The 21,448-nt window shown below is 59.1% G+C and carries 24 protein-coding genes; 10 read left to right on the forward strand and 14 right to left on the reverse strand.

The annotated features are described in order from the left end of the window. Positions 1 to 5: 5 nt before the first annotated feature. The 5 genes from EM858_RS10555 to fabA all read right to left on the reverse strand — a co-directional run bounded on the left by EM858_RS10555 (position 6) and on the right by fabA (position 4,011). Positions 6 to 599, reverse strand: a complete 594-nt coding sequence (locus EM858_RS10555) for a TadE/TadG family type IV pilus assembly protein (RefSeq protein ID WP_127756670.1) — start codon at positions 597 to 599, stop codon at positions 6 to 8. After that, a complete protein-coding gene (locus tag EM858_RS10560; RefSeq protein WP_003524373.1) occupies positions 596 to 1,192 on the reverse strand; it encodes a TadE/TadG family type IV pilus assembly protein in 597 nt (198 codons plus the stop codon). Before EM858_RS10560 ends, EM858_RS10555 begins: the two co-directional genes overlap by 4 nt. Positions 1,193 to 1,383: 191 nt before the next feature. Then, positions 1,384 to 2,190, reverse strand: coding sequence for an enoyl-ACP reductase FabI (gene fabI, locus EM858_RS10565; protein WP_003524375.1), 807 nt, complete (start codon positions 2,188 to 2,190; stop codon positions 1,384 to 1,386). Between the two features lie 6 nt (positions 2,191 to 2,196). Then, positions 2,197 to 3,420 carry a beta-ketoacyl-ACP synthase I gene (gene fabB / locus EM858_RS10570; RefSeq protein ID WP_080818368.1) on the reverse strand — a complete coding sequence of 408 codons (1,224 nt, stop codon included), beginning with the start codon at positions 3,418 to 3,420 and terminating at the stop codon, positions 2,197 to 2,199. Positions 3,421 to 3,495: 75 nt separating this feature from the next. Further along, complete coding sequence (gene fabA, locus EM858_RS10575; protein WP_003507274.1) at positions 3,496 to 4,011, reverse strand: 3-hydroxyacyl-[acyl-carrier-protein] dehydratase FabA; 516 nt, start codon at positions 4,009 to 4,011, stop codon at positions 3,496 to 3,498. A gap of 317 nt (positions 4,012 to 4,328) precedes the next feature. Here fabA and irrA point away from each other — a divergent pair, with 317 nt between their 5' ends. After that, entirely contained in the window at positions 4,329 to 4,748 is a 420-nt protein-coding gene (gene irrA, locus EM858_RS10585; protein ID WP_003507276.1) for an iron response transcriptional regulator IrrA, read from the forward strand. Between the two features lie 75 nt (positions 4,749 to 4,823). Here irrA and EM858_RS10590 read toward each other — a convergent pair whose 3' ends face one another. Continuing rightward, positions 4,824 to 5,462 carry a trimeric intracellular cation channel family protein gene (locus EM858_RS10590; protein WP_080818366.1) on the reverse strand — a complete coding sequence of 213 codons (639 nt, stop codon included), beginning with the start codon at positions 5,460 to 5,462 and terminating at the stop codon, positions 4,824 to 4,826. Between the two features lie 78 nt (positions 5,463 to 5,540). Between EM858_RS10590 and EM858_RS10595 the strand changes: the two genes are divergently transcribed. Beyond that, positions 5,541 to 6,059 (forward strand): hypothetical protein, encoded by a 519-nt coding sequence (locus tag EM858_RS10595; RefSeq protein ID WP_003524381.1) that lies wholly within the window; start codon positions 5,541 to 5,543, stop codon positions 6,057 to 6,059. Positions 6,060 to 6,071: 12 nt separating this feature from the next. On the opposite strand, the gene EM858_RS10600 is transcribed toward EM858_RS10595, so the two are convergent. Further along, on the reverse strand, positions 6,072 to 6,782 hold the full coding sequence (locus tag EM858_RS10600) for a YoaK family protein (RefSeq protein ID WP_003524382.1): 711 nt from the start codon (positions 6,780 to 6,782) through the stop codon (positions 6,072 to 6,074). Between the two features lie 207 nt (positions 6,783 to 6,989). Between EM858_RS10600 and EM858_RS10605 the strand changes: the two genes are divergently transcribed. The 8 genes from EM858_RS10605 (at position 6,990) to EM858_RS10640 (ending at position 14,350) form a co-directional block, all read left to right on the forward strand. After that, positions 6,990 to 7,931 (forward strand): ABC transporter substrate-binding protein, encoded by a 942-nt coding sequence (locus EM858_RS10605; protein ID WP_065654746.1) that lies wholly within the window; start codon positions 6,990 to 6,992, stop codon positions 7,929 to 7,931. Positions 7,932 to 8,068: 137 nt separating this feature from the next. Beyond that, the gene (locus EM858_RS10610; RefSeq protein WP_127756671.1) at positions 8,069 to 8,842 is read left to right on the forward strand and encodes an ABC transporter permease; all 774 of its coding nucleotides are present in this window, start codon (positions 8,069 to 8,071) and stop codon (positions 8,840 to 8,842) included. Next, positions 8,842 to 9,627, forward strand: coding sequence for an ABC transporter ATP-binding protein (locus EM858_RS10615; protein WP_127756672.1), 786 nt, complete (start codon positions 8,842 to 8,844; stop codon positions 9,625 to 9,627). Before EM858_RS10610 ends, EM858_RS10615 begins: the two co-directional genes overlap by 1 nt. A gap of 34 nt (positions 9,628 to 9,661) precedes the next feature. Beyond that, a complete protein-coding gene (hutC, locus tag EM858_RS10620) occupies positions 9,662 to 10,399 on the forward strand; it encodes a histidine utilization repressor (protein WP_127756673.1) in 738 nt (245 codons plus the stop codon). A gap of 193 nt (positions 10,400 to 10,592) precedes the next feature. Continuing rightward, positions 10,593 to 11,801 carry a tonB-system energizer ExbB gene (gene exbB, locus EM858_RS10625; protein WP_164865396.1) on the forward strand — a complete coding sequence of 403 codons (1,209 nt, stop codon included), beginning with the start codon at positions 10,593 to 10,595 and terminating at the stop codon, positions 11,799 to 11,801. A gap of 6 nt (positions 11,802 to 11,807) precedes the next feature. Next, complete coding sequence (gene exbD, locus EM858_RS10630; RefSeq protein ID WP_080818355.1) at positions 11,808 to 12,284, forward strand: TonB system transport protein ExbD; 477 nt, start codon at positions 11,808 to 11,810, stop codon at positions 12,282 to 12,284. Beyond that, positions 12,281 to 13,210, forward strand: coding sequence for a TonB family protein (locus EM858_RS10635; protein WP_127756674.1), 930 nt, complete (start codon positions 12,281 to 12,283; stop codon positions 13,208 to 13,210). The genes exbD and EM858_RS10635 overlap by 4 nt, the downstream gene beginning before the upstream one ends. A gap of 150 nt (positions 13,211 to 13,360) precedes the next feature. Beyond that, positions 13,361 to 14,350: an Ldh family oxidoreductase gene (locus EM858_RS10640; protein WP_127756675.1), complete on the forward strand. Its 990-nt coding sequence runs from the start codon at positions 13,361 to 13,363 to the stop codon at positions 14,348 to 14,350. A gap of 220 nt (positions 14,351 to 14,570) precedes the next feature. Here the strand turns inward: EM858_RS10640 and EM858_RS10645 are convergent, their stop codons facing one another. The 7 genes from EM858_RS10645 to phnE (EM858_RS10680) form a co-directional block, all read right to left on the reverse strand. Beyond that, the gene (locus EM858_RS10645) at positions 14,571 to 14,816 is read right to left on the reverse strand and encodes a LuxR C-terminal-related transcriptional regulator (RefSeq protein ID WP_127756676.1); all 246 of its coding nucleotides are present in this window, start codon (positions 14,814 to 14,816) and stop codon (positions 14,571 to 14,573) included. A gap of 464 nt (positions 14,817 to 15,280) precedes the next feature. Beyond that, complete coding sequence (locus EM858_RS10655) at positions 15,281 to 16,321, reverse strand: AraC family transcriptional regulator (protein WP_003524402.1); 1,041 nt, start codon at positions 16,319 to 16,321, stop codon at positions 15,281 to 15,283. A gap of 87 nt (positions 16,322 to 16,408) precedes the next feature. Next, the gene (gene phnN / locus EM858_RS10660; protein ID WP_164865397.1) at positions 16,409 to 17,008 is read right to left on the reverse strand and encodes a phosphonate metabolism protein/1,5-bisphosphokinase (PRPP-forming) PhnN; all 600 of its coding nucleotides are present in this window, start codon (positions 17,006 to 17,008) and stop codon (positions 16,409 to 16,411) included. Beyond that, a complete protein-coding gene (locus EM858_RS10665) occupies positions 17,005 to 18,141 on the reverse strand; it encodes an alpha-D-ribose 1-methylphosphonate 5-triphosphate diphosphatase (protein ID WP_127756677.1) in 1,137 nt (378 codons plus the stop codon). The genes phnN and EM858_RS10665 overlap by 4 nt, the downstream gene beginning before the upstream one ends. Next, entirely contained in the window at positions 18,138 to 18,836 is a 699-nt protein-coding gene (locus tag EM858_RS10670; RefSeq protein ID WP_164865398.1) for a DUF1045 domain-containing protein, read from the reverse strand. Before EM858_RS10670 ends, EM858_RS10665 begins: the two co-directional genes overlap by 4 nt. A gap of 271 nt (positions 18,837 to 19,107) precedes the next feature. Beyond that, positions 19,108 to 20,457 carry a phosphonate ABC transporter, permease protein PhnE gene (phnE, locus tag EM858_RS10675; RefSeq protein WP_127756679.1) on the reverse strand — a complete coding sequence of 450 codons (1,350 nt, stop codon included), beginning with the start codon at positions 20,455 to 20,457 and terminating at the stop codon, positions 19,108 to 19,110. After that, positions 20,457 to 21,443: a phosphonate ABC transporter, permease protein PhnE gene (phnE, locus tag EM858_RS10680; protein WP_127756680.1), complete on the reverse strand. Its 987-nt coding sequence runs from the start codon at positions 21,441 to 21,443 to the stop codon at positions 20,457 to 20,459. Before phnE (EM858_RS10680) ends, phnE (EM858_RS10675) begins: the two co-directional genes overlap by 1 nt. Between the last annotated feature and the right edge of the window lie 5 nt (positions 21,444 to 21,448).

Here is a 21,448-nt window from a genome sequence, read left to right on the forward strand (position 1 = left end):
ATTGTTCAGCAATTGGTGCAGGCGGTCTCGGCGTCGCGTTGCTTGAAGAAATACTCCCGGCCGATCGTGATCGACTTCACCCCGGACGAGGCAATGTCGGGCATGAACATCAGCAATTCATGCGGGATGGAAAGTTCGACGTGGATGAGAAAGCTGTTTTCCACGAGCAGGCGCGTCGGAACGGCGACCGGTGCCCCCACCGCATAAGGTCTCAGATTTTTCTCATCCCAGGACCAGGTGATTTTCGCCTGTTTTTGCGCATCGATCTTGATGCCGCTGATCTTCAGCTGCAGACCCTTGGTGCTGTAGGGCGCAAACACGGCGGCTGCGACATCCTGCATGCCGGCGAGATAGGTTTTATCGACGGAACCTGTTTTCGATATAAGATCATTGATGGAGGCTGCGGCGGTGCTTGCCCGCTTGTAGGTGTTGTATCCGATCGTCAATTCGAAAGAGGTCAGATAAAGCGCAAGCAATATCGGAAAGAGGATCGCGAACTCCACCGCGCCCACGCCACGGCGATCTTTGGCAAAGCGTGAAACGAGCGCCATCAGGCGTCGTTTGCCATTTGCCGCAACGGACACCAGCCCTGCCATCATGAGCCCCCGCCTGTGATGTATTTCTCGTTCATGAACGCATTTGTCGCGACGATGAGGAAATGTGAGGGCATCGATCCATCGGCCGGACGTATTTTGGTCAGGTATGGCCGGATGATATCGGCAACCACACGCCAGCGATAATAGACGCGCAACATGTTGATGGTTTCCGGCCCGCCCGGTTTGAAGCCGAATTGAGCCGTATCGAGATCGTAATATTCGCCATAGGCCTTCAGCGGAATCGTGGTCGGAATATCCTTGAAGGCGGTAAAGGAACGAAGGTCGATATAGAGCTTCTGTTCTTTTTGGATTTCATCCGCTGAGCAGGTGATCATCACCGAAACTTCATTGCAGAAGCTCTTGCGGAAATCCTCTTTCGAAATCGAGCTGCTGATCTGGCCGGTGCGCAGACGCCGCGCCATGTTCTCGGTGGCATTGGCGACGACCTGTTCCGCCATCAGGGCGATGAAGGTCTCGATGATCGCAAAGACCACGAGGAAATAGGGGATCGCGAGTATCGCGAATTCGATAGCTGCTGTCCCGTCGCGCGAGACTCCGAATTTTTCCAGCAATGGCTTCAGTCTGGCCAGTCGCATGAGGTGGTGTCTATCTCTAAGAATATGCGGCAAGCGCAACCGTTGAATTTGTTGCGGACCATAACCACCCCGATGTTTAGATTCTATTACTTCGATAAATTATACTTTAGTGATTTCCGAATTTGGTACGTGCCAAAATAAAAAAGCCCGGCTCAGGGCCGGGCTTTCTTGAAAGCGGATGAGGCGGAGGCTTAATCAGCATCGGCCCTGGCGAGGACCTCCAGCGTGGGCGTGGAGGTGATGTTATAACCGCAGTCCACATAATGGCATTCGCCGGTCACGCCGCGCGACAGATTGGACAGCAGGTAAAGCGCGGATCCGCCGATATCGTCGATGTCCGCGGTCCGCCGAAGCGGTGCGTTTTTCTGGTTCCATGCGTAGATCGCCCGCGCATCCGAGATGCCGGCGCCCGCCAGCGTGCGGACCGGACCGGCCGAGATGGCGTTGACGCGAATATCGCGCGGGCCGTAGTCGGCCGCGAGATAGCGGACGGACGCTTCAAGAGCCGCCTTGGCGACGCCCATGACGTTGTAGTTCGGAATGACGCGCTGCGAACCATTATAGGTCAGCGTCAGCATGGAGCCGCCATTGGTCATCAGTTCGGCGGCGCGCTTGGCGATTTCCGTGAAGGAGAAACAGGAAATGACCATGGTGCGGCTGAAATTCTCGCGCGTCGTATCCGCGTAGAGACCTTTCAGCTCGTTCTTGTCGGAAAAGCCGATGGCGTGGACGATGAAATCCAGCGAGCCCCATTTTTCGCGGATCGTAGCGAACAGGGCGTCGACCGAGGCGATATCCTCGACATCGCATGGTACGATGAAATCGGATCCGAGTTCGGCGGCGAGCGGTTTCACACGCTTGCCGAGCGCTTCACCCTGATAGGTGAAGGCCAGTTCCGCGCCCTGTGCCGCAAGCGCCTTGGAGATACCCCAGGCGATGGAATGATTGTTTGCGACGCCCATGATGAGGCCGCGTTTACCCTGCATGATGCCGTTCATGGGCAATTATCCGTTATGACGCTGGAAGACGAGCGTGGCGTTGGTGCCGCCGAAGCCGAAGGAGTTGGAAAGGATGGTGTCGATCCTGGCGTTGTCGATGCGGCTGCGAACGATCGGAACGCCCGCAAATTCGGGATCGAGCTCGGAAATATGCGCGCTTTCGCCGATGAAGCGTTCCTGCATCATCAACAGGCCGTAGATCGATTCCTGCACGCCGGCCGCACCCAGAGAATGGCCGGTGAGCGACTTGGTCGACTGGATATGCGGGATCTTGTCGCCGAAGACTTCCCGGATCGCGCCGATTTCCTTGCTGTCGCCAACCGGCGTCGAGGTGCCGTGGGTATTGATGTAGTCGATATCGCCCTTCACGGTGGAAAGCGCCTGCCGCATGCAGCGGATCGCGCCTTCGCCTGAAGGCGCCACCATGTCGTAACCGTCGGAGGTCGCGCCGTAACCGACGATCTCGGCGTAAATCTTGGCGCCGCGCGCCTTGGCATGTTCCAGCTCTTCGAGAACCAGCACGCCCGCACCACCGGCAATCACGAAACCGTCGCGGTTGACGTCATAGGCGCGCGAGGCGACGCTCGGCGTCTCGTTATATTTGGACGACATGGCGCCCATGGCGTCGAAGAGGTTGGACATGGACCAGTCGAGATCCTCATGGCCGCCCGCGAACATCACGTCCTGCTTGCCCCACTGGATCATTTCGGCGGCGTTGCCGATACAATGCGCCGAGGTGGAGCAGGCCGACGAGATGGAATAGTTGACGCCATGGATCTTGAACCAGGTGGCAAGCGTCGCGGAGGCGGTGGAGGACATGGCCTTCGGCACGGCAAAGGGGCCGATGCGCTTCGGGCTGTTGTTCTTCAGCGTAATATCGGCTGCCTCGACGATGGTGCGGGTGGAAGGACCGCCCGAACCCATGATGATGCCGGTGCGCTCATTGCCGCTGATGTCGCTCTCTTCGAGACCGGAATCGGCGATTGCCTGTTTCATGGCGACATGGTTCCACGCGCCGCCCTGCGACAGGAAGCGCATGGCGCGGCGGTCGACCAGATCGGTCGGGTCGAGAGACGGCTTGCCCCAGACCTGGCATTTGAAACCGTGTTCGGCAAAATCCGGCGAAAATGAAATGCCGGATTTGGCATTGCGCAGCGATGCGGTGACTTCAGCGGCATCACCGCCGATGGAAGAAACAATACCGAGGCCGGTGACAACAACTCGTCTCATGAAAGGGACCTTTTCTTAAGATTTCGGCTGGACGACCGAAGTCGCCCGGCGTTTGTCAGGACTATTCCGTCTGCCTCAGGCAGCCTTTTCCTTCGACAGGCCTACGCGCAGGTCCGTCGCCTGATAAATGGTTTCGCCGTCCGCTTTCAGCCAGCCGTCGGCGGTTCCGAGCACCAGACGGCCGCGCATCACGCGCTTGAAATCAATACCATATTGAAGGAGCTTCGTGTGAGGGCGCACCATGCCCTTGAACTTCACTTCGCCGGTGGAAAGCGCCATGCCGCGACCTTCTTCGCCCAGCCAGCCGAGGAAGAACCCCGTCAGCTGCCACATGCCGTCAAGGCCGAGGCACCCCGGCATGATCGGGTTGCCCTGGAAGTGGCAGGGGAAATACCAGTCGTCGGGGCTGACATCGTATTCGGCGCGGATGAAACCCTTGTCGAAGGCGCCGCCGGTTTCGGAAATTTCGGTGATGCGGTGAACCATGAGCATGGGGGGCAATGGGAGCTGTGCATTTCCCGGGCCGAACAATTCGCCGCGACCGCAGGACAGGATCTCCTCGTAATTGTAACTTGATTGCCTCGTTGCCATACCGCTTTCACTTCCCCAGTTACTGGTGTTGATCGACTTCACTAGAGCAAGTTAGGTTCAAAATGAAGCGCTGCAAGGGCAGAAGCCGCTCCGCCCCCATTCTTTGTCTTCGAACCTTCTTCCCAGAAGTCATTACCTCAATATGCCGTCCGCATACAGGAACCGTACGGCTGGAACCAGAGGAAATTTGCAGGAATGGCCGGTTTGCCGCCATTTGCCACGCCTAAGCCACGCCGAAACTATTGAAAGCACTCGCCGCAAAAGATATATGCTAATGCAATTGGTAAGTTTCATACCTCTGTTTGGAATGGGATTGCATGGCATTTGACGCCACATTGGATATCGGGACGAGGTTGCGGCGCTCGGGGCTGCGCCCCACGCGACAGCGTGTGGCTTTGGGCGATCTGCTTTTCGCAAAGGGCGATCGCCATCTGACGGTCGAGGAACTGCACGATGAGGCGGTCACCGCTGGCGTGCCCGTTTCTCTCGCCACGGTCTACAATACGCTGCACCAGTTCACCGAAGCCGGCCTCATCCGCGTTCTCGCCGTGGAAGGCGCCCGCACCTATTTCGACACCAACGTCTCGGACCACCACCACTTCTTCGTGGAGGGCGAGAACGAGGTTCTGGATATTCCCGTCAACAACCTCCAGATCGACAATTTGCCGGAAGCGCCCGAGGGCATGGAAATCGCCCATGTGGACGTGGTCATCCGCCTTCGCCGCAAGCGCGGATGAGGCTTCAGTCCGACAACAGACATGAAAATGGCGCCCACGGGCGCCATTTCTGTTTTCGGCGGTCATTTCTTTATGTCACTTCATGACATCTTCGGGCCGTCTGCCGGGCTTTGCCTTGTAGGGCGGAAAAGTCCAGCCGAAGACCAGAGCACCGGATCGGACGGCGAAGGCCGTCAGGACGCCTGCGGCTGATGCGGCATAAAGCGGTGCGCCGAGGAAATAGACGACAATGAAGGTAGAGGAGCCCAAAAGCGCGCAGGTGATGTAGATTTCCGGTCGCAGCAGCACGGAAGGTTCGCCGGCGAGAATATCGCGCAGCACGCCACCGAATGTAGCCGTCAAAACGCCGGTGACGATGGCGACGGTTGCGGAGCCGCTTGCGGCAAGCCCCTTGGCTGCTCCCATGACGCAATAAGCGGAGAGGCCGAGTGCATCGAGCCAGATCAGTACGCGGTAACGGGATTCGAACAGATGCGCGGTAAAGAACAGCAGCACCGCGACGGAGACGCAGACGAGGATATAGGTCGGGTTCACCACCCAGAATACCGGCGTCCTGCCAAGCACCAGATCGCGCACCGTGCCGCCGCCAATGCCGGTTGCGGCGGCGAAAAACAGGAAGCCGATCAGGTCGAGCTGCTTGCGCGAGGCGGCGAGCGCCCCGGTTGCGGCAAAGATGGCGACCCCGGCATAATCGAGAAAACCCAGAAGCGTCATGAAAAGGTTCCCCCCGGAAACACGGGCTGCGAACACGTCAGTGTCGCGCAAGCACTAAACTCTAGGCTGGCCGCCCGGATGATCGCAACATCCATAACCGAAACGGATGCAAAGGAAAATGCCGTGCGAATCGCTCTCGTTGCCGCTCTTCAGGCGCTGGTTCTCTTGATGTTTCCGGTGGCGCTCTCGGCGCAGCAGCAGCTGGTGAACGACCCCGAGATCTACGAGAAGGACCATTTCCGCAATGAGTGCAAGGTGGCGGCCTTCGGCGACGATTTCGTCACGCGGCTGGATATCAACAATGACGGGCTGATGGACGCCGTCGTCAATCACGGTGTTCTCGATTGTGATGGCGAAAAGGGCCGCAGCTGCGACGACGAGGGATGCCCCTATAATTTCTATGTTCAGGTGAAAGAGGGCGGTTATCTGATGATCGCGACAGCCCGGATTTACGACTATGATTTCATCAAGCGCTTCGGCAACATGGTCTTCGTGCTGAAGATGCATCCGCGTTATTGCGAGCGTACCGACAAGGAACCCTGCCTGATGACGGTGCGGGTGCGCGGCACGAAATTCGTCACCATCTCGCGAAAGTGACGGCGACGATTTTCAGGGCGTAATCCGCCGGATTTTGACCCTTTGATTATAGCGCTGGCGAAGCGAGCGCGGAATGATGAAGGTGGCGATGGCGACGGCGAAAACCGTGGCCGCAACCACCCAGAGGGCATTCGATTGCAGCGTGGCGGCGAGAACGGCGCCGCAGATCGCGCCGCATATCATGCCCAGCCAGGGCACGATCTGAATGCCCCAGTCGAGGCTTCGTTCGCCGAGAAGAAAACGACCGATGCCGCGGCCGAAGCGGGAAAGCGCGCCGGTCACATAGGTAAGCCCGATTGGCAGTCCCTCTATGTGCTCAACGGCGGCGTTGACCATGCCCATGGCGAAAACGACGAGATAAAATTGCGCAAGAGCGGAAGTCTCGCCGCCGAGCAGCGCGGCAATAGTTACCAGCAATCCCACCGCCATCAGAACGGCGAAGATGCGCCGGTCGAACTTATGCGCCACCACGATGCCGCCTGCATTGCCCGCCACGAAAGCAACGATTGCGAAAAGCAGTTTCGCGGCGTGGGAATAGAGGCCAGCCTCCATCGAGACTGCGGCGCGCGTGGTGTTGCCGGTCATGAAGGACACGAAGTCGCCTGAAATATGCAGGCCCACCGCATCCGTCATGCCCGCGATGAAGGAAATGGCGGCAACCAGCGCAATTCCGGTTCCGGTTCGCCTTGCCCTGATGATACTGCGGCGTCTTTGTCTGGTCATGGAAAAGCTCGATATGGAAAAACGACGGGCCTGTGCGCGGGGCCGTGTTATCCTATGTCTAGAATGCCGGGCGGTGTATTTGCAATCTTTCTGGAGGCCTTTGGAAGCTTCTATTTTGTCTAGACAAATATAAATTCCCTGCCTACCATGCCTCAAATAAAGCGATAAACAACATCGCACAAAAATAAATCAAAAGGGGTTCAGATCATGAAGAAAACATGGGTTCTCGCCACAGTCGCCGCGCTCTTTTCATCCGCTTCCGCCTATGCCGAGACGTCGGTGACGATTGGCATGTCCGGCTGGACCGGTTTTGCGCCGCTGACGCTCGCCAAACAGGCTGGCATTTTCGAAAAGAACGGCCTGAAGGTCGATATCAAGAAAATACCGCAGGCGAGCCGCCATCTGGCCCTTGCTTCCGGTGACATCCAGTGCGCCGCCACCACGGTCGAAACATGGATCGCGTGGAATGCCAATGGCGTGAAATCCACCCAGATTTTCCAGATGGACAAGTCGCATGGTGCCGATGGCATTGCGGTGCGCAGTGATGTCGCCAAGGTCGCGGACCTGAAAGGCAAGACGGTTGCCGCTTCCGCGCCGGGCACCTCTCCTTATTTCTTCCTTGCCTGGATTCTCAAGGAAAACGGCCTGACTCTTAAAGACGTCAAGGTCGTCAACCTCGAGCCGGGACCGGCTGCTCAGGCATTCGTTGCCGGTCAAAATGATGCGGCCATGACCTATGAGCCCTATCTGTCCACTGTCCGCGCCGCCCCCGACAAGGGCAAGATCCTCGCCACGACGCTGGATTATCCCGCCGTCATGGATACGTTCGGTTGCACCCCGGATTTCCTGAAGGCCAATCCGCAGGCGGCGAAAGCCCTGGCGGACAGCTATTTCCAGGCCCTCGAGCTCATCAAGGCCGATCCCGAAAAGTCCTATGCGACGATGGGGGCGGATGTGAAGCAGACCGGGGAGGCCTTTGCCGCTTCGGCAAAGTTCCTCGAATGGCAGGACAAGGCCGCCAACCAGAAGTTTTTCGAGGGTGAGTTCAAGACATTCTCGGAAAAATCGGCGGACCTGCTGCTGGAAATCGGCGTGATAAAGTCGAAACCCGATCTTTCGACCCTCGCGGATACGTCCTTCATCAAGTAACAGAAAAGGCGGCCGCATTCCCTGCAGGGAATATTGCAGCCAAAACAGGTGAGTGCGTCGATTGTGCGTCACGAAACGCGCACGGCGTTCTGATGGCGCGGCGAAGGTGCCGCGCCGGTTTTCCGGACAGGCGACAGATGCAACCTCTTCAACCCATAAGGAACAGCACGAGAATTGCTCTCGGCATCCTGTTCTTCGTGCTGTTTTTTTCTGCCTGGGGCATTGCCACGCTGGGCGGTTTCGTATCGCCGACCTTTCTGGCCGACCCCATCACCATGCTGAAGGACGGCATCTATCTGCTGACCGATCAGGGTTTTGCCAGCGATATCGGCATGACGATCTGGCGCGTGGTCGGCGGTTTCGTACTGGCATCGCTCGTTGCCGTGCCGGTCGGCATCGCCATGGGGGCCTATAAGCCCATTGAGGCGCTGCTGGAGCCCTTCGTCTCCTTCGCGCGCTATCTGCCGGCTTCCGCCTTCGTGCCGCTCCTCATTCTGTGGGCCGGAATCGGCGAGATGCAGAAGCTGCTGGTTATCTTCATCGGCGCGGTGTTCCAGATCATCCTGATGGTGGCCGTGGCTGTCGCCGGCACAAGACGGGATCTGGTGGAGGCCGCCTATACGCTTGGTGCGAAGGACCGGGGCGTCGTGCGCCGGGTTCTCATTCCCGCCAATGCGCCCGATATTGCGGAAATCCTCCGTCTCGTTCTCGGTTGGGCCTGGACCTATGTCATCGTCGCGGAACTGATCGGCGCCTCCTCGGGCATCGGCTATATGATCATCAACAGCCAGGCGCTGATGGCGACCGGGCAGATCATCTTCGGCATCATCGTCATCGGCATTATCGGTCTTATTTCGGACTTCGCGTTCAAGTCGCTGAACCGGAAGCTTTTCGCCTGGAGGCTTGCCTGATGAGCGAACTCGTTATCAAGGGCGTCAGCCGCACCTTTCCTGGCGTACAGGGCGGGCAACCGACACTGGCCCTCCAGCGCACAGATCTGGAAATTCCCCGCAATGATTTCGTCACCATCCTCGGCCCGTCGGGATGCGGAAAATCGACCTTGCTGCGCATCATCGCCGGTCTCGACCGTCCGACGACGGGCGAGGTGCTGTTATCCGGCAAGGCGGTAACGGGCCCGGGGGCGGATCGCGGCATGGTGTTCCAGTCCTATACCCTGTTTCCCTGGCTGACGATCCGCGAAAACGTCGCCTTCGGCCTGCGCGAACGCGGGGTGGCCGAGAAGGAAAAATGGGAGATCGTCGACAGCTATATCGACAAGGTCGGCCTGCGCGGTTTCGAGAACCATTGGCCGAAACAATTGTCCGGCGGCATGCAGCAGAGAACGGCCATTGCCCGCGCCCTGGCGAACGGCCCGAAAATCCTGCTGCTCGACGAACCTTTCGGCGCTCTCGATAACCAGACGCGCGGGTTGATGCAGGAACTGCTGCTCGGTATCTGGGAGCGCGAGCAGAAGACCGTTATTTTCGTCACCCATGACATCGAAGAGGCGGTCTTCATGGCGTCGCGTGTGGTGACCATGTCGGCAAGGCCGGGTCGCATCAAGTCGATCACGCCGGTCGACCTGCCGCATCCGCGTCACTATACCGTCAAGGCCAGCCCGGAATTTTCCGAACTGCGCGCCAAGCTTACGGAGGAAATCCGCAGCGAGGCGATTGCTGCCGCTGCCCATGGATAGTTGATCCGGCAAAGGGGAGGATAAAAGTATCGGGATGAGGAGCACAGGCGCCGATCTTCAGGAAAAATCGCTGCACGAGCGCATCCGCAATGATGTCGAGCGCCACATCATGTCGGGCGAATGGCCGCCGGGTTATCGTATTCCCTTCGAACACGAGATGACCCGGCAATATGCCTGTTCGCGCATGACGGTGAACAAGGCTCTCAGCGAACTGGTGCAGCGCGGACTTATCGAAAGACGCCGCCGTCTCGGCACCTTCGTTCGCCAGCCCCATGCGCAATCCGCCGTTCTGGAAATCCACGATATCGAGCGGGAAGTGCAGGCGCTGGGTCTGGTCTATGGTTACCGTCTCGACAAACGAAGGCTGCGCCCTGCGGGGGAAGAAGACGGTGCGGCCATGGCGCTTGCCGCCGACGCCCCGGTGCTGGAACTCACCTGCACGCACTTCGCCGGCGGCGTTCCCTTTTGCCTTGAAGAGCGCATCATCAATGTCACCGCCGTTCCGGAGGCGGAGGCCGCGGATTTTTCACAGATCGGGCCGGGGACATGGCTGCTGAAAATGGTGCCCTGGAGCGCTGCCGAACATCGCATCAGCGCCGTTTCCGCCGACCGTAAAAATGCGGCGGCGCTCGGTATTGCTTCCGGTGCTGCCTGTCTGGTCATCGATCGGCGGACCTGGCATGGGGCGGATTATATCACCCGTGTCCGTGTCACCTATCCCGGTGACCGTCATGCCCTCGTTGCGCAGTTTTCGCCCTCGCAGAGCAGCTGAAGGCCTTTGATCGGTCAATTTTTTGTAAAGAAGAGTTTACGGGTCGTCTTTTGACAATATAATAGTTGTCAAAAGAACTCAGGTTTATTATCGGAACGTCAAGCTTTCACGACGGTATCCGTTCATGACCCCGGTTTTCAGGAACCGGTCAATCTGCGGATGAGTTCATCGACGGAAATCCGGGATAAAAATTATGTCAGCTGAGACCTCAACTTCTTCCGCATCCTTCAACAAGGCAAACACGACAAGGCATCTCTCCCTTGCCATGACTGTCACCTTGCTGGCCGGCTTGAGTGCTGGCCTGAGTGCCGGCGCGGTTTTCGCTCAGACGGCATCGGAAACCCAGATACAGCCCGCACCGCAAACGGAAGCGGTTCAGCCGGTCGCTCCTGCGACGCCGAGCGCTCCGGCGGCCACGCCCGTCCAGCCTTCCGCGACTGTACCGGAACAACCGGCCGCCACCGCACCCTCGCAGCCTCAGTCAACTCAGCCCGCACCGGTCCAGCCTGCACCCGCTCAGCCCGCGACGAATACCGCACCGGGCGTCGAAGGTCTGGCGCCGCAGCCGACGCAGGCCGAGCAACCCGCACAGACGGGCCAGACGACCGCGCCGAATGAAGCCGCGACCCCGATAGAGCCTGTCAGCACCGAACCCGCGAGTGCTGAACATCGTGCGGATATCCCGCACAACCTTTCTCCCTGGGGCATGTTCATGGCGGCCGACTGGGTCGTAAAGGGTGTCATGATCGGCCTTGCCTTCGCATCTCTGGTCACGTGGACGGTCTGGGTCGCGAAGTCTATCGAGCTTGCAGGTGCGCGGGTGCGCGCCGGCTCGACGCTCAAGGTCATTCGCAGGGCAAAAACCCTGACCGAGGCCACCGAGGCCGTCGAAAAGAAGGGCGGGCCGGCAGCACTGATGCTGCGCATGGCAACCCACGAAATGCAGCTTTCCGATGCGGTGGTCGAACACACGGATGGCGGCGGTATCAAGGAGCGTGTCTCTTCGGCGCTGTCGCGTATCGAAACCCATGCGGGTCGCCGCATGTCGCGCGGGACCGGTGTTCTTGCGACCATCGGTTCCACCGCTCCCTTCGTGGGTCTGTTCGGCACCGTCTGGGGCATCATGAACTCCTTCATCAGCATTTCGGAATCGCAGACGACCAACCTTGCCGTCGTCGCGCCGGGCATTGCCGAAGCGCTGCTCGCCACCGCCATCGGCCTTGTCGCCGCCATTCCGGCCGTGGTGATCTACAACGTCTTCGCCCGCTCCATCACCGGTTACCGCCATCTGCTGGCGGATGCCGCAGCCGGTGTGGAACGCCTCGTCAGCCGCGATCTCGATTTCCGCCGTATTCCGCCGGGCAGCACCAGTAAGCCCGCAGTATCGCTGGTTGGACGGTGATCGGCCATGGCTGGCGGTATTCGCGAAAATAGCGGAGACGATCTCTCCGAAAACCACGAGATCAATGTTACGCCCTTCATCGACGTGATGCTGGTTCTGCTCATCATCTTCATGGTGGCGGCACCGCTCGCCACCGTCGACGTGAATGTCGATCTGCCCGCATCCACCGCAAAGCCGGCGGAACGCCCGGAGGAGCCGCTTTATCTGACGGTCAAGGACGATCTCTCGCTCAATCTCGGTAATGATGCGGTTGCCCGCGAAGCATTGGCGGCCGCCATCGACCGGCAGACGGGCGGCAAGAAGGATACGCGCATCTTCCTGCGGGCCGACAAGGCGGTCGATTACGGCCACTTCATGGAAATCATGAACCTGCTGAGAGATGCCGGTTATCTGAAGATCGCCCTTGTCGGGCTGGAAAACGCGGCTGCCGCATCGCAGCCCGCTGCCGCTGGCCAACCCGCAGCGCCGGGAACCGCGCCATGACTGAAAACGGCTACCCGCAGGCCCGGCATTCCCGTATCGGGGAAGTGACGCTGTGGTCCGCCGCGGCGCTGCTCATGCTGGGCGTTCACGCCGGTTTTGCCTATTATCTCATGCAGGAGCCCGAGGAGCTGGATGCCGGCGGGCCGCCGCCTGCCGCTATCATGATCGAAATGGCGGCAATACCGGAAGCCGTCAAGACCGAAGAAACGACCCCGGCGCAGGATGTCGAAGACGCCGAAGAGGTGAAGAGCGACAGCAGCGAACCGGTGGAGGAAGCCGCCCCGGAAGAGCCGCCGCCACCGGAACCGGTTGCGGAAACGCCGCCGCCGCCGCCAGAGCCGGTGCAGCCGCCCGAACCGCCGGTCGAGGAGATCGTCGAACCGCAGGAAATTCCCGAACCCGTGGAGCCGGTCGATCCCGTTCAGGAGCAGATGATGGCGGAACTCGAAAATGTCGAGGTCCCTCTGCCCGTCATGCGTCCTCCTCCGCCGCCCGTCGAAAAGAAGGTGGAAAAGAAAGAGCCGGAAGAGAAGAAGAAGGTCGAGCGCCAGCGTCCCAAACCGCAGCAGGCATCGGAACTGCGCGAAACGGCGAAGGCCGAAGCCCAGCAGTCCGACCGGACGGCGGCATCGCGCAGCAATGCCGGCTCCTTCTCGTCCTCGTCCATGTCAAATGCCGATTGGGGTGCGAAAGTGCGCTCGGCGATGCAGCGGCGACTTGTGCGTTCGGCTGGAAAATCGGGAATGACCATTACGGTTTCATTCAAGATAGACAGCGGTGGTTCCGTCGGCGGTGCGAGGATTATTTCATCCACCGGTGACTCGGCGATGGATCAGAAGCTTCTGGCCGTCATACAAAGAGCGTCCGTCTCGCCGCCGCCGCCAGGCGCAAATACGAGTTTTACACTGCCGATTCTTTTCAAGTAGGGTGAAGCAGCCCGACCGCATAAGGGCATCCCCACTCTGGAGAGGATGGGATGCCCGATTTATTTTCCATGTTGATTTGCAGCGACCGTATACCGCAAAGTAGGACCAGTCCGTCCCATCGCATGCAAGCCAACAGGAATCACGAAAATCATGAAATTCTCAATCGCAGAGGCGGAGGATCTCGTATCCTCTATCTTTGAGCGCAACGGCGTTCTGCCGCAAAACGCCCGTTCGGTGGCAAAGGCGCTCGTCGCCTCCGAGGCGGCCGGCCAAGGTGGTCACGGTTTTCGCCGCATCCCCGTTTACGTCCGGCAGGCGCGGGTTGGAAAGGTCGATGGCAAGGCGCGTCCGGTGGCGACACGCGTGAGGCCGGGCGTGCTCTCGGTCGACGCCAATCACGGCTATGCCTATCCGGCGATCGATTGCGCCCTTGAGGAATTGCCGGACATGGTCCGGCAGCAGGGCATTGCGCTTGCTGCGATCCATCGCTCCCATCATGCGGGTGTCATGGCGCTAACCGTCGAGCGCCTCGCCGAAATGGGTTTTGTCGCGCTCATGTTTGCCAACGCCCCGGCATCCATGGCCCCCTGGGGCGGCAGCAAACCGCTTTATGGAACCAATCCAATCGCCTTCGCTACCCCCGTCAGCGGCGCCGATCCGCTGGTCATCGATCTCGCACTCTCCAAGGTCGCGCGCGGAAAGATCATGGCGGCCCGCCAGAAGGGTGAAACCATTCCCGGCGACTGGGCGCTCGACCGAAACGGCCGGCCGACGACCGATCCCAAAGAGGCCATAGAGGGAACCATGGTGCCCGCAGGCGAGGCCAAGGGCGCTGCGCTGGCATTGATGGTGGAGATCATGGCCGCTGCGATTACCGGCGGAAACTTCGCATTCGAGGCATCTTCCCTTCTCGACGACAAGGGAGCACCACCATCTCTCGGCCACACGATCATCGCCATAGACCCGGTATCGTCAGGCGGCGCGGCCTTTACCGAGCGGCTGGGGCTCATAGCCGGCGAGATAGAAAAGCAGGAAAATGTGCGTCTGCCCGGCCGCCGCAGCCAGGGGATTCGCAAGCAGGCGCTGGTAAGCGGCATCGTGATCGAAAGCGATATTCTGGCCGAAATTAAATCGCTCTGATGCGACAATTAAAACCCGGCGGGTCGACTATGACCCGCCGGGCAAACCGTAAATGGCATGCTTTGCATTTGCGTCGATAGGGCCGGACATCATGTCCAGCCCGCTTTGGTCCGCCATCCCTCCATTGATATGGAAGGATTTTGACGCAGAAAGCCGCTCATTCGGTTTTCAGCTTACGGGAGGGGACGTTTCGCGTAAGCTTGGATGATCAGGTGGGCGATTATGCGTGCTGCTCGATCAGGCCGCGCAGCAAGGCGATGCTGACGGCATTCAGCAGATTGGCCGCACCCAGCCTGTGGCGCACCCTTTCAAGAGTGTCCTTCACGTCCGCTTCGTCCGCGCCGGTTATCAAGGCGATGTGGGACGGATGCTTGCCCCGCGCGACCAGCCCCAAATAGTGCCGCTCACGCTCCGAAAGGATGATTTCACGCGTCTGGCGATGTTCATGCGGCATATTTGAAGACATTTTCTTTCAGCCTTAAAAGAGATTGGCCTTCCCGGGGCGCGATCAGTCAATGATTCATTCCCCGAAACCAGCTCGTTTACCGCTCTGTCTATACGCGAACAGAAACGCTAATTTCGCCAATAGGTTTCATCGGGCATCAGTAATTATGCAATAAAGGGCCGCTTTCGCAGCAAGCCCATCCCGACCCGGACGCTCTATTCTGGGCATTGAGACGAACTGCGACACCAATATCGCCAGAGACCACAATCGGTCTGGCGCGAAATGCAGCTTCAAAGCTCTGGAATGTTTTCGTCACACCCGAAGGATATGCGGCGCTCTAATAGGCGATGTGCCTCACCGATAGAATAACATCTCGCGCCAAGTTTTTCGTTTTATTGTTATGTTTCGGCACATATTGCGATGAGCGCCGACATATTTCTCAAATTTAATGCGTCATTCCGAAATATTGATGCCTTCAACATGTATCATCCGGCGGAATGATGCGCGTGTTTCTTGCGAATGTCGGTCGGTGTTGCCCCGAACCAGCGGGAAACGGAACGCGAAAACGCACCGGGTGTCGAATAGCCAAGCCTGTAACTGATGTCTGATACCGGAAGATCGCTTTCCACGAGGAGTTTGAAACCGGCATTTTTGCGAATGGCATCCTTTATCTCGTTGAGATTGGTGCCGAGCTCTGCGAGCCGCCGTTGAAAACTCCGCTCCGACAGGTTGAAATAGGGAGCGATCTCGCCGAGCGAAAGCTCGGCATCCGAAAGCCGCATCTGCATGTACCGCTTCACCTGGTCAATGAAATGGGTCGCGTCCGCCGATGTTTCCGGTCGCAACATGCGGCACTGCAGGTTCATCAGCTCGAACAGCCGCTCATCCGCATTCGGATTAACCACATCGAGAAGCGATACCGGAAGACGCATGGTATGGATGGGCTGGGAAAAACTGACGCGCCTGGTCATTCTTTCTTTAAATAGCTGAATATTATTCGGTTTCGGCCGCTCCAGACCGATCTCGATCTGGTTGATGCGATCTCCGAGAATATCACGGAGACGCTGTACCAGGACGGCGAGCGACAAATCCACATATTGATCGCGTTTGGCGATAACCGGCGCGAAGGACCATGACAGGGTTACCTGCGTGGCATCCGTTACCATGGTGAAATTGCTGTTATTGGTCGCGTAATAAACATGGTCCTGAAGAAAACGCAGGAACGCCCGTACCGTCGGTGCGCTGATCAGCCCATATCCGAACGCGCCGGATGCACCCGCTGGAAAGGTAGAGGCGCATTGCAAACCGAAGGCGTCGTCGCCGGAAATCAGTGCGCAGGTTTCGAGCAGACGGGAAAATCTATCGAGGCTGATGCGTTCCGTCAGGCTGCTGAATGTGGCCGGATCAATGTCCAGAGCCTTGCAGATCGGCGCGATATCGATGCCCCGTGACCGGGCATAATTGCTGACGCCGGCAGCCAGACCGGCCACCACACTTATCTCGTCGCTGACCCTCTTCTCGGGCATCCCTCGCCTTGGCGTACCATGTTTGGAAATTGTCGCCTGATGGTAAGCCTTGAAAGAGCGTTTGTCGAGCAGCCCGGCTCCGGGATTTTAAGTGCGGTCGGTATCTGCGCTTTGCTCCAGCACCTGCATGATGGCTTGGCCGGCATCTTCGATAGCGCCGCTATTATCGACGGTCGTGACGTCGAAATTTCCAGCGACCGTCAGCGAACTGCGTTCCAGCCGCCGAAGAATATCGTCCCGGCTCTCTCGCCCACGCTGCTCCAGGCGCATTGCCAAAACCTCCGGCCGCGCAACGATGTTCAAGACCTTAAGACGGGAAAAGGCGGTGCCGAAATGCGGCAGGGCGGAACGCGAACCGTTGGCGATGACCACGTCTCCCGCATTGAGATGATGATAGACAGCGGCAGGGATGCCGTATTTCAGTCCATGCGCCTGCCAGGACACCGCGAAGGCGCCCTCATCTTCCAGCCGGTTGAACTCGTGCATCGAAACGGCATCGTGGTTTTCACCCCCCGCATCGCCGCTGCGGGTAATGACGCGGCGGGTGAAGTGAAAGCCCGGCCGTCCGCACAGTCGCGCTGCGGCATAGTCCATCAGCGTGTCCTTGCCGGCCCCGCTCGGGCCGACAATCACGATCATCGTGCCGGGCGATGCCGCGCGCCGGCTATCCTGCCCATCGTGGGTCATGCCACGCGCTTGCCCTGACGCCAGACGGAGCGGGCGACCGGCACACCATCTTCGCGGTGAACCCGGACCAGATCGGCCCGCAATCCCGTCGCGATACGACCGCGATCAAGAAGGCCGACGGTGCGCGCCGGCGTGGCGGTGACCATGCGCAGCGCTTCCGGCAGGCTGATGGCTTCTACCTGGTCGGCGAGCAGGAATGGCGCGAAGAGCAGGCTGAAGGGCACATAGTCGGAAGAAAGAACATCCAGCACGCCGATCTCGGCAAGATCGCGGGCGGCGATGTTGCCGGAATGGGACTTGCCGCGAACGATGTTCGGCGCGCCCATCAGCACGCTCATGCCGGCGCTGTGCGAGGCTTTTGCAGCCTCGACGCTGGTGGGGAATTCCGCCAGTTTCACACCGTGGCCGATAGCCTCGCCGACATGCGCTTCGGTGGCGTCGTCATGGCTTGCGACGGTAATGCCGCGTTCGGCGCAGCGGGCGGCCAGATAATCGCGGTGCCTGGCGGAATATTCCGCCGACGCCGCCTGCCGACGCCGCACGAACTCGGCGAAAGCCTCGTCGCTCAGCCCACGCTTTTTCTGGTAATAGAAGATATATTGATCCATCGACTGGAACTGGCGCTGCCCCGGGGAGTGGTCCATCAGCGAAATCAGCCGCACGCGCGGATCGGTTTCGAAGTCTTCGAAATTTTCAAGCACATCCGAGGAGGCGACTTCACAGCGCAGATGCAGCAGATGATCCGAACGAAGGCGGTTCTGATCCGCCGCGGCCTCGATGGCGTCAGCCATTTCGCGCATTTCACCCTTCTTGAAGCCGCCGTCTTCATCCGAACCGAGCCGCAGGCAGTCGAACACGGTAGTGATGCCGGAGGCGGCCACCTGCGCGTCATGGGCCTGAATGGCGGCGATCTTGTCCCAGATCACGCCGGGGCGCGGTGAATAATGCTGCTCAAGATGGTCGGTATGCAGTTCCACCAGACCCGGGATCAAATAATCACCTTCCAGGTCTTCGCCGGTTTTGGAAGCACCTTCGCTGATATCGGCGATCTTGCCGTCACGGATCAGGACGGAGCCCAGAATAATATCGTCTTCCAGAACGATACGGGCATTGGAAAGGGCGTGCTCGGTCATGGGTTCGCATCTTTCTTTGGTTGCTGGCCAAGGGGGTGCCAGCTATGAACGGTAAAGGGCGCGCCGCGCGTTTCTTCAATGAACAAGGCGAGGCCGGAAATGCTGAGAGGTCGATCGGTGAATTCGGAAAACCGCGCCGAAAGCACCTCGTGCATGGCGGGTTGTTCGGTTTCATCGATGCGGCCGGTCAGCGTCATGTGAAAACGGAAATCATCCATGACATGCGGATAACCCCAGAGTGACAGATTTTGCCGCTGGCTCTCCGTCAGCATCTGTGGCCGCCGACGGGCAATATCGGTCTCGGACAGGGGGGCGCGAAACCGGTCGAAATGATCGACGATCTCGGCGGCAAAATCCTGCAGCGGTTGATAGGTGCGGTCCGGGACCAGTGCAAAAAACGGCCCGAGTGCACCGACGACGACGCGCGGAATTTCGAAGGTGGACTGGCTGGCCGCGAAATCTTCGAAGGCCGTGAGCAGCTCCGCTTCGCTATATTTTTCGGCAAGCTCGAAAGGAGCCTTCAGGGTCGCGTGGAAACCATAGCGGCGTGGCTCCTCCGTCATGTCGGCATAGTCGTCGTGGTCGTCATGCAGCGTGCCGGAAAATGCGTCGCGGCCCAGCCAGCGTGACGCTGCCTCAGTTAGCGGGTGATCTTTAGCCGGAGAAAAATAGATGGCATAGCGCACGGCAAGCACTCTTCAGTGTCATGGGAGACCAGGGATGAGAAGCTATTTGGCGTGACTCGCCGGCTTCCCGCAAGGTCAGGAGTGCGACGTAATTGGTTTCCGTGACAGAATGATGATGCCGAAGGAAAAAAGCGCATTGGAAATGCGGCAAACTTCCGAATGTGCTGAAGACACAGGCAGAGATGATGACGGGATACGGCCGGCATAAATTGGGACTGCGCGAGTATCCGGCAGAGATAGCGAACGTCGTTACAACGTTCGTCATTCCATCCCTTCAGAGCTAGTGTTGTGTTTTGCCGATCAGGCGTGAACGCAGCGAATTGGAGATGTGGTCGAACAGGAAAACAACGAAGAGGATAAGCAGGACCATATAGGCGACCTTGTCCCAGTCGGCATTGGTACCCATCGCTTCCAGCAGTTTCAGACCGATGCCGCCCGCGCCCACCGCGCCGATGATCGTAGCGGAGCGGGTATTGCTTTCCCAGAAATAGAGCGACTGCGAAATGAAGACCGGCAGGACCTGCGGCAGCACACCGAAGCGGTTGACCGCAATCGGGGAAGCGCCGACCGATTTGACACCCTCGCGCTGCTTGTCGTCGACATTTTCCAGCGCCTCGGCATAGACCTTGCCGAGCGCACCGGTATCGGTGAAGAAGATCGCGGCAATGCCGGGGATCGGTCCGGGGCCGAAGCTGCGGGTGAAGAACAGCGCCCAGATCAGCATGTCGATGGAACGCAGGAAGTCGAACAGCCGCTTCATGCCCCAATTTGCGGCCCTGTTGGCGGTGATGTTGCGCGCGGCGATGAAGGCGAGCGGCAGGGCGACGAGCGTGCCGAACAGCGTGCCTACAAAGGCCATGACCAGCGTCTGCATCAGCTTGGAAAGAATATCGGCATGTTGCCAAACGCTGTTGTCGAGGAAATCATCCACCATATGGCCGATATTGGAGCGCTCGGGATCGAGCCTTTCTCCCCACAGCGCGAGAGCGGCGAGTTCGCCAAAGCCCTTGCCCCAGAATTCCGATTTGGTGTCGAACAGGAAATTCGCCCATCCAAGGAAACGGCGCTGTACATAGACCTGGCTGGTGCGGATTTCCGCCTGTCCGGCAAAACCAAAATGCACGAGAACCTTGTTGCCGTCCTGCTGGATTTCCTGCGGCACATCGTTGGATGCCCGGGCCTGTTCTCCATTAATGATGACGGGATAATTCTTGCCGTCGACATAGACATCCACCCGGGTCGGGGTCACGTCGAGGCGGTTTTCCATGCCCGCATAAACGACACTGTAGCCGCCATCCGGCAGGGGCTGCAGCCAGTCGATCTTTGCATCGACCGGATATTGCCCGCGGCTGGACCATTGCGGCTCAACCTTGCCGTCTTCGAAACGCAGGCGCGGCTGGGCGCGCCAGGAATACCAGTCCTGAATATAGCTCGAGGCACGATCCCACCGGCCCTGCATGAAAGCCGGCCCGACATTGAAGAAGAAAAAGCAGCCGACGAGATAGGCGAAGACGATGAGGATGCCGGCCAGCAGACCATATCGTTGCATGAAACTGCGATTGAACACTTGCGGATGCGCGGCCGTCAACCTCTCGCGGTCGGCGGTGTTGAGAATGAAGCTGGACGACATCAGGCCGCTCCCCGTCCGAATTCGAAGGATTGATGGCCGATCAGCCTGCGGCGCAGCCAGCTGGAAAACTGGTCGACGGCGATGATGGTGATCAGCAGAAGGATGATGATGGCATAGGTCTTCGACGCATGATCGTTACCAATCGAAAGCCGGAAGACCTCGCCGATGCCGCCGCCGCCCACGGCACCGATGATGGTGGAGGCGCGTACGTTGATTTCGGCGCGCAGCAGCGCATAGGACACGAAATTGGGCAGAACCTGCGGCACGATGGCGAAACGCACCCGCTCCAGCCAGTTGGCGCCGGCGGCGCGCAGGCCTTCATCCGGCTTCATGTCGGCATTTTCCACTACTTCGAAGAAAAGCTTGCCCAGAGCGCCGATCGTGTGGACCGAAATCGCGATGATCGCCGCTATCGGACCGATGGATAGAATGGCGGTGAGCAACCCGGCGACGACGATTTCCGGAAAAGCGCGCAGCACTTCCATCACCCGGCGCACCACCCAGCGCACGAGGCCGGCGCCGACAAGGTTGGTGGAGGCGAAGAAGCAGAGCACGAAGGCAAAACCCGTGCCGATGATTGTCGAGACCAGCGCAATATTGAGCGTGATGATCAGCTGATAGATGAAGTGCGGTATGTAGAAACCGTCGGTGATGTAAACGCGGTCCGCGACATAATTGTATTTCAGCGAGCCATCCGCGTAGGGTGACGGCAGGTCGAACATCGCGCGGAAGATTTCCAGCGGACTATCGGGCACGAAGGTTTTCATGAAGTCGAAAAAGTAGGGCAGACGCTCGAAGAACTTGCCCGAATTGGCCGCATTGGCGAAATTCAACGAGGCGGCGAGGATGGCGAGAAAGATCACGAGCGAAATGACGGTATAGATTCGCCGTGTCGCAAGCTGCTGTTGATAGTGACGCATGACCGTCTGGGACGATGCGCTCAATCCCTCGGGCGAGAGGGTGCCATGCTGCAGTGTGGTCGCCATGCCGC

Origin of the sequence: Agrobacterium sp. CNPSo 2736 (genome assembly GCF_004005385.1) — a bacterium.
Classification (GTDB): Bacteria; Pseudomonadota; Alphaproteobacteria; order Rhizobiales; family Rhizobiaceae; genus Agrobacterium; species Agrobacterium leguminum.

Bases quoted from the DNA above. Each gene is read 5' to 3' on its own strand.
- EM858_RS10600 (WP_003524382.1), bottom strand. From the start codon at position 6,782: ATGACCAGACAAAGACGCCGCAGTATCATCAGGGCAAGGCGAACCGGA.
- fabI (WP_003524375.1), bottom strand. From the start codon at position 2,190: ATGAACGGCATCATGCAGGGTAAACGCGGCCTCATCATGGGCGTCGCA.
- EM858_RS10595 (WP_003524381.1), top strand. From the start codon at position 5,541: ATGATCGCAACATCCATAACCGAAACGGATGCAAAGGAAAATGCCGTG.
- exbB (WP_164865396.1), top strand. From the start codon at position 10,593: ATGTCAGCTGAGACCTCAACTTCTTCCGCATCCTTCAACAAGGCAAAC.
- fabA (WP_003507274.1), bottom strand. From the start codon at position 4,011: ATGGCAACGAGGCAATCAAGTTACAATTACGAGGAGATCCTGTCCTGC.
- phnE (WP_127756679.1), bottom strand. From the start codon at position 20,457: ATGTCGTCCAGCTTCATTCTCAACACCGCCGACCGCGAGAGGTTGACG.
- irrA (WP_003507276.1), top strand. From the start codon at position 4,329: ATGGCATTTGACGCCACATTGGATATCGGGACGAGGTTGCGGCGCTCG.
- EM858_RS10605 (WP_065654746.1), top strand. From the start codon at position 6,990: ATGAAGAAAACATGGGTTCTCGCCACAGTCGCCGCGCTCTTTTCATCC.
- exbD (WP_080818355.1), top strand. From the start codon at position 11,808: ATGGCTGGCGGTATTCGCGAAAATAGCGGAGACGATCTCTCCGAAAAC.
- EM858_RS10560 (WP_003524373.1), bottom strand. From the start codon at position 1,192: ATGCGACTGGCCAGACTGAAGCCATTGCTGGAAAAATTCGGAGTCTCG.
- EM858_RS10610 (WP_127756671.1), top strand. From the start codon at position 8,069: ATGCAACCTCTTCAACCCATAAGGAACAGCACGAGAATTGCTCTCGGC.
- EM858_RS10615 (WP_127756672.1), top strand. From the start codon at position 8,842: ATGAGCGAACTCGTTATCAAGGGCGTCAGCCGCACCTTTCCTGGCGTA.
- EM858_RS10635 (WP_127756674.1), top strand. From the start codon at position 12,281: ATGACTGAAAACGGCTACCCGCAGGCCCGGCATTCCCGTATCGGGGAA.
- EM858_RS10655 (WP_003524402.1), bottom strand. From the start codon at position 16,321: ATGCCCGAGAAGAGGGTCAGCGACGAGATAAGTGTGGTGGCCGGTCTG.
- EM858_RS10665 (WP_127756677.1), bottom strand. From the start codon at position 18,141: ATGACCGAGCACGCCCTTTCCAATGCCCGTATCGTTCTGGAAGACGAT.
- EM858_RS10645 (WP_127756676.1), bottom strand. From the start codon at position 14,816: ATGTCTTCAAATATGCCGCATGAACATCGCCAGACGCGTGAAATCATC.
- phnE (WP_127756680.1), bottom strand. From the start codon at position 21,443: ATGGCGACCACACTGCAGCATGGCACCCTCTCGCCCGAGGGATTGAGC.
- fabB (WP_080818368.1), bottom strand. From the start codon at position 3,420: ATGAGACGAGTTGTTGTCACCGGCCTCGGTATTGTTTCTTCCATCGGC.
- EM858_RS10640 (WP_127756675.1), top strand. From the start codon at position 13,361: ATGAAATTCTCAATCGCAGAGGCGGAGGATCTCGTATCCTCTATCTTT.
- EM858_RS10555 (WP_127756670.1), bottom strand. From the start codon at position 599: ATGATGGCAGGGCTGGTGTCCGTTGCGGCAAATGGCAAACGACGCCTG.
- hutC (WP_127756673.1), top strand. From the start codon at position 9,662: ATGAGGAGCACAGGCGCCGATCTTCAGGAAAAATCGCTGCACGAGCGC.
- EM858_RS10590 (WP_080818366.1), bottom strand. From the start codon at position 5,462: ATGACGCTTCTGGGTTTTCTCGATTATGCCGGGGTCGCCATCTTTGCC.
- phnN (WP_164865397.1), bottom strand. From the start codon at position 17,008: ATGACCCACGATGGGCAGGATAGCCGGCGCGCGGCATCGCCCGGCACG.